The organism is Sphingopyxis solisilvae, assembly GCF_015475875.1.
Taxonomy (GTDB): Bacteria; Pseudomonadota; Alphaproteobacteria; order Sphingomonadales; family Sphingomonadaceae; genus Sphingopyxis; species Sphingopyxis solisilvae.
Genome location: NZ_JADKYM010000044.1, coordinates 1 through 5,235, shown reverse-complemented (window position 1 = coordinate 5,235; position 5,235 = coordinate 1). Strand labels below are relative to the sequence as shown.

Below are 5,235 nucleotides of genomic sequence, written 5' to 3'. Positions count from 1 at the left end.
GAAGGCCGGGATCTCGCCGGAGCGTTATTTCAATAGGGCGAGATCCCGGCCTTCGCCGGGATGACGATCGGGAAAGTAATCAGGCCACGTCAGCTCGCCTCCGCTGTCCCGTCCGCGGTCCCCGCATTGCGTTCGGCCTCACGCTCCAGCGCGACCTTGATCATCGCGACGATCGGGTCGGCCAGAAACAGCCCCATGATGCCGAGCAGCGCGCCGAACAGGATCTGCGCGCCAAGGACGAGGGCAGGGGCCAGGTCGACGGTTTTTTTGGCCACCATCGGCACGATCAGATAACCGTCGACGGTCTGGACGACGAGGTAGATGATAATCGCCCACAGCCCGGTATCGGTCCCCGCGGAAAAGCCGACAAGCACCAGCAGCACACCCGAAACGATCGCGCCGATATTGGGGATGAAGGCGAGCAGGCCGGTCAGCAGGCCGAGCAGCGCCGCCATCGGGATGCCAACGGCAAGGCAGGCAAGCCAGGTTCCGACCCCCTCGACGAACATGCCGAGCAGGCGCCCCGCCATCAAACGGCGCAGGGTGAACCCCATGCGCGCGGTGGTGATATAGAAATCCTGACGGTGCTTCATCGGCAGCATCCAGGCAAAGCCGCGTTCGTACAGTCGCGGTTCGATCGCGATGAAGACTCCCAAAACAAGGATCATCACCAGGCTGGTCAGCGCCCCGACTACCGACCCGACCGCCGCAGTGACGCGGCCGAACGTCCCGGCGAAATTGTCGGAGATCGTCTTGGTGTCGAGCTTGAAGCTGCCCATGCCATGGTCGCTGGCCCATGCCGCCAGCCGTTCCATCTGGGCCATGACGACGCTCTGCAGGCTGACCGCCTGCGCCGCGATCTGCGATCCGGCGAACATCATCGTCCAGACGATGAACGCCAGCGCCGACAGGCAGACGATCAGCAGCCGCCACCCGCGTGCGATCGGCAGCACGCGGCCGAGCAGGCGGGTGCCGCCGTCGAGGATGGCGGCCATGACGATGGCGGCGAAAATGAGCAGGATTGGCTGGATCAACACGACGCACGCGGCGATCAACAGCGCCAGACCCAGCCAGACGCTGGCGCGCAGCAATTCGGCCCGCACCGGCTCGCTGCGGATTTCGGTCGGGCCGGGGGCTTCGACGTGCGTCGCGGCGGCGGATACTTTGCGCGTTCCGGCCGGTTTCCGTGTCGCCGCCATGCCGATGCTCCCTATTGCGTCCCGCTGCTACGTTCGGGGCGCAGGTCGGTTCCCGCACGGCCCGATCGCAGCGCCTGGAACCAGCTCAAGGGATTATACCATATCGCGGTGCCGTCGGTCGAAAAGCTGATGATCTCGGCGCGACCCGCAATGCTGTCGAACGGTACGGCGCCGCCCAGACCCTTGAGTTCGGTGGCGACGCGGCTGTCGGCGCTGCCGTCGCGGTTGTCGCCCATCAGGAATATATGGCCCGCCGGGACTTTGACCGGGCCATAATCGTCGGTGCTATAGCCGGGGCCCATGTCGATCGTGTCGAAGCTCGCGCCGCCGGGCAGGGTTTCGCGCACGATCGGCAGTTCCAGCGTCGCCTTGCCGCCGATGTCGCGATGGACAAAGCGGTAAAGGCTGCTGTCGGGTCCGGGCAGGTTGGGATCGACCGGGATCGACAGCATCGGCTGGACCTCGCGTTTCACCGGCTTGCCGTTGATGCTGAGCTCGCCGTTGGTCAGCTGGATCGTGTCGCCGGGCAGGCCGATCACGCGCTTGATATAATCGATCCGCGTCACCGGATGTTCGAGCACGACGATGTCGCCGCGTTCGGGCAGCTTGCCGAACAGGCGGCCTTCGGTCTTGGGCGCCAGATGGAAACTGACCGAGGCATAGGACCAGCCATAGGGATATTTGCTGACGATCAGCCGGTCGCCGTTGCGCAGCGCAGGCATCATCGAATCGGACGGGATATAGAAGGGCTTGGCGACGCAGCTGTGGATGGCAAGCACGAGCAGCAGGATGACCGCAATGTCGCGGATCAACTTGCCCCAGCTGCCGTCGTCCTTTGTCTTGTCCTTCGCCATTATTCCGTCAATCCTTGATTGCTTCGATGATGACGAACGCCTGTGCCCAAGGGTGGTCGTCGGTCAATGTCAGGTGGATGTGCGCGGTGTGACCCGGCGGGATCATCTGCGCGAGCCGCTCGGCCGCCCCGCCGGTCAGCGCGAGCGTCGGGGCGCCGGAGGGTGCGTTGACGACGCCGATGTCCTTCATAAACACACCGCGCTTGAAACCCGTGCCGACCGCCTTGGAGAACGCCTCTTTCGCGGCGAAGCGCTTGGCATAGGTGCCCGCGCGCGTGAACGGCCGCCGCGCCGCCTTGGCGCGCTCGATATCGGTAAAGACGCGATTCTCGAACCGCTCGCCGAAACGGTCGAGCGAATTCTGGATCCGCTCGATATTGCAGAGGTCGGAGCCGAGGCCGATGATCAACGTCAATCCTCCCCGCTTGCGGGGAGGGGGACCATCCGCAGGATGGTGGAGGGGGTTCGCGGCCCGACGCGACGTTGAAGGCCGATGGCCCCCTCCGTCAGCGCTTCGCGCTGCCACCTCCCCGCACGCGGGGAGGAACTTGGGAGCCCGTTCACCCTCGCGCCTCGTCCATCAGCGCCCGCATCCGCCGCACCGCATCTTCCAGCCCGGTAAAGATCGCCTCGCCAATCAGATAATGGCCGATGTTGAGCTCGGCGAGCTGCGGGATCGCCGCGACCGGCACGACATTCTCGTAAGTCAGGCCATGCCCGGCGTGCGGTTCGATGCCATTCTTCCACGCCAGCGCCGCGGCATCGGCGATGCGGCGCAGTTCGACTGCGCGTTCCTTGCCTTCGCAATGGGCATAGCGTCCGGTGTGAAATTCGACGACCGGCGCGCGCAGCATCATCGCGGCCTCGATCTGGCGCGGGTCGGGTTCGATGAACAGGCTGACGCGAATGCCCGCGTCGGACAGGCGCGCGACGATCGGCGCCAAGTGATTATGCTGCCCCGCCGCATCCAGCCCGCCTTCGGTCGTGCGTTCCTCGCGTTTTTCGGGGACGATGCACGCGGCGTGCGGTTTATGGCGCAGCGCGATCTCGACCATCTCGTCGGTCGCCGCCATTTCGAGGTTCAAGGGCAGGTCGGTCGCCGCCTGAATGCGCGCCAGATCGTCGTCGCGGATGTGGCGCCGGTCCTCGCGCAGATGCGCGGTGATACCGTCGCCGCCGACCGCTGCGACGATTTCGGCCGCGCGCACCGGGTCGGGATGCTCGCCGCCGCGCGCGTTGCGGATCGTCGCGACATGGTCGATGTTGACCCCCAGGCGAAGGCGATCCGTCAATTCGCGCGGCTCCCCGGCTTGATGGCCTCGGTTCCTGCGAGGTGATCGGGAAGCTCGTCGGCGGCATAGGTCGGGAAATTGATCGCGACGAGGGGGTAGAAGGGGACGCCGAGGTCGATGTTGCTGCCCGCCGAGCGGTCAACGAGCGCCGCCTCCGCTATCACGTCGCCGCCCGCTGCGCGCACCGCCTCCATTGCTTCGCGCGACGACAGGCCGGTGGTCACGACATCCTCGACCATCAGCACTTTTGCACCGGGTTCGATGGTGAAGCCGCGGCGCAGTTCGAACGTCCCGGTCGGGCGCTCGACAAAAATCGCCGGCTTGCCGAGCGCGCGGCCCATTTCATGGCCGATGATCACCCCGCCCATGGCCGGTGACACCACGACGTCGATCGCCTGTTTGAGGTCGCGGGGCAGTTTCGCCGCCAGCGCGACCGCAAGCCGGCCGGCACGGTCGGTATCCATCAAGACCCGCGCGCATTGCAGATAATATTCGCTGTGACGTCCGGACGAGAGCAGGAAATGCCCTTGCAGCAAGGCGTCGGCGGCGCGGAATTCGGCCAGGATTTCGTCGTCGGTCATGGGAGAATGATTCTTTTGTTGAGGGTGTCGCCCGTGGCGGGCGCGCGGGTTTTGGCGGCAAAGATTATCCCGCCGCAAAATAGTGTTAGAGATGCTTGAGGCAAGCGGCAAGCGGGTCTATAGCGCCCGCGAGATTCAGCCCGGCTTGCGGCTGTCGCGACGCATGTCCGACGGTTGGCAAGGCGGGCCGGAGCACGATAAGAACAACAGGCAACGGGCGGCACCAGTCTTATGAAGAGCTTGAAAACCCTTGTAATTGCGGCGGCATTGTCGCTCGGCGCGGTGGGCGCCGGTCATGCGCAGCAGGCACCTGCAGCGGCTCCGGCCGAAGCGCCTGTGACGGCAACCGCTGCGAATCCGGCGCCGGTCGCCGCCCCGGCCGAAGCCCCGGTGGCCGCGCCCGCGACGACCGAGGCGGCGGTTCCCGCAGGCGACGCCACCTATGTTCCGCTGAAGCCCGAAGCCGGGGTTGGCCAGCCGATCGACCGCGGCATCGATTTCCAGCCGCAGGTCAGCCCGGTCGGTGAGCAGGCCTATTGGTTCAACAATGTCATCCTGCTGCCGGTCATCACCGTAATCTCGCTGTTTGTGCTCGGCCTGCTGCTCTGGGTCGTTTTCCGTTACCGCGCCAAGGCGAACCCGGTGCCGTCGAAGACGACGCACAACACCTTTATCGAAATCATCTGGACCGCGATTCCGGTGCTGATCCTCGCCGTGATCGCGGTCCCGTCGATCCGCTTGCTGGCACAGCAGTACGAGCCGCCGTCGAAGGACGCGCTGACGATCAAGGTCACCGGCTACCAATGGTATTGGGGCTATGCCTACCCCGACCAGGGCATCGGCGAATATGTGTCGAAAATGCTGCCCAAGGATGCCGCGGAAGCGGCTGGCGAGCCGTACCAGTTGGCGGTCGATAACCGCATGGTCGTTCCCGTCGGGCGACAGGTGAAGCTTATCATCACCGGCGCCGACGTGATCCACAGCTTTGCGGTCCCTGCCTTCTGGACCAAGATGGATGCGGTCCCCGGTCGCGCCAACGAAACGACCTTCACCGCAAACAAGGTCGGGGTCTATTACGGCCAGTGTTCGGAACTGTGCGGCGTCGACCACGGCTTCATGCCGATCGCGGTCGAAGTGCTGCCGGTCGACAAATGGGAGGCGTGGGTGCGCTCGAAGGGCGGCAACCCGGCGGGTCCGGTGGATTTGCGACCCGTCGGGCAGAAAGCCGAGATAGCCCAGGCCATCGACCTTCGGATGATCGCGAAGCCATGCGCACACCTTCTCCGCATTTTCGCCCGCACGGCTCATC

At 65.2% G+C, this 5,235-nt stretch carries 6 protein-coding genes; 1 reads left to right on the top strand and 5 read right to left on the bottom strand.

Features of this window, described 5'->3' with window-relative positions; all coding sequences use genetic code 11:
- Positions 1 to 89: 89 nt before the first annotated feature.
- From IR187_RS16595 to pyrE, 5 genes are all read right to left on the bottom strand, one after another.
- Positions 90 to 1,199, bottom strand: coding sequence for an AI-2E family transporter (locus IR187_RS16595; protein ID WP_194955679.1), 1,110 nt, complete (start codon positions 1,197 to 1,199; stop codon positions 90 to 92).
- Between the two features lie 11 nt (positions 1,200 to 1,210).
- Positions 1,211 to 2,053 (bottom strand): signal peptidase I, encoded by an 843-nt coding sequence (lepB, locus tag IR187_RS16590; RefSeq protein WP_194955678.1) that lies wholly within the window; start codon positions 2,051 to 2,053, stop codon positions 1,211 to 1,213.
- Positions 2,054 to 2,060: 7 nt separating this feature from the next.
- Complete coding sequence (gene acpS / locus IR187_RS16585; RefSeq protein ID WP_194955677.1) at positions 2,061 to 2,462, bottom strand: holo-ACP synthase; 402 nt, start codon at positions 2,460 to 2,462, stop codon at positions 2,061 to 2,063.
- A 151-nt stretch (positions 2,463 to 2,613) separates the two neighbouring features.
- Complete coding sequence (locus IR187_RS16580) at positions 2,614 to 3,345, bottom strand: pyridoxine 5'-phosphate synthase (RefSeq protein ID WP_194955676.1); 732 nt, start codon at positions 3,343 to 3,345, stop codon at positions 2,614 to 2,616.
- Positions 3,342 to 3,926: an orotate phosphoribosyltransferase gene (gene pyrE, locus IR187_RS16575; protein ID WP_194955675.1), complete on the bottom strand. Its 585-nt coding sequence runs from the start codon at positions 3,924 to 3,926 to the stop codon at positions 3,342 to 3,344. Before pyrE ends, IR187_RS16580 begins: the two co-directional genes overlap by 4 nt.
- Positions 3,927 to 4,157: 231 nt before the next feature.
- Between pyrE and coxB the strand changes: the two genes are divergently transcribed.
- On the top strand, positions 4,158 to 5,235 hold a 1,078-nt coding region (gene coxB / locus IR187_RS16570; RefSeq protein ID WP_228766015.1), incomplete at its 3' end, for a cytochrome c oxidase subunit II.

Coding starts and splice junctions, on each gene's coding strand:
- IR187_RS16595 (WP_194955679.1), bottom strand. CDS start 1,199: ATGGCGGCGACACGGAAACCGGCCGGAACGCGCAAAGTATCCGCCGCC.
- lepB (WP_194955678.1), bottom strand. CDS start 2,053: ATGGCGAAGGACAAGACAAAGGACGACGGCAGCTGGGGCAAGTTGATC.
- pyrE (WP_194955675.1), bottom strand. CDS start 3,926: ATGACCGACGACGAAATCCTGGCCGAATTCCGCGCCGCCGACGCCTTG.